This is a genomic window from Mycobacterium arosiense ATCC BAA-1401 = DSM 45069, assembly GCF_002086125.1.
GTDB classification, from domain to species: domain Bacteria; phylum Actinomycetota; class Actinomycetes; order Mycobacteriales; family Mycobacteriaceae; genus Mycobacterium; species Mycobacterium arosiense.
Genome location: NZ_MVHG01000268.1, coordinates 1 through 361, shown reverse-complemented (window position 1 = coordinate 361; position 361 = coordinate 1). Strand labels below are relative to the sequence as shown.

At 68.7% G+C, this 361-nt stretch carries 1 protein-coding gene; it reads right to left on the bottom strand.

Features of this window, described 5'->3' with window-relative positions:
• On the bottom strand, positions 1 to 361 hold a 361-nt coding region (locus tag BST14_RS28430), incomplete at both ends, for a condensation domain-containing protein (protein WP_142279707.1).

Here is a 361-nt window from a genome sequence, read left to right as displayed (position 1 = left end):
GCGAGCGCGAGGGCGAACCCGATGAGCAGGATGTCTTGGATGCCGGCGTGGAAGGCGGTGGGCACCTCGGCGAGCAGGATTTGGGTGGTCTCGGTGTCCAGCTGCACCGACAACCGCCCGGCACTGGCATAGGTATCCACCGCGGGCAGCGCCGCCGGCAATGGCGCCGACGCGGCGACCACCTGCCGCCATGGCCTCGCAAGGTCGACCACCGTCGCGGCGTGCGCGTGTTCGGCGAGCAGTGTTGACCATCGGGCGAATGAGGTGCCGCCCGCCGGGAGCGCGATGGGTTGGCCGTTGTGGTGTTGGGCCCAGGCGATGTTGAGGTCTTCCAATAGGATTCGCCAGGACACCCCGTCGA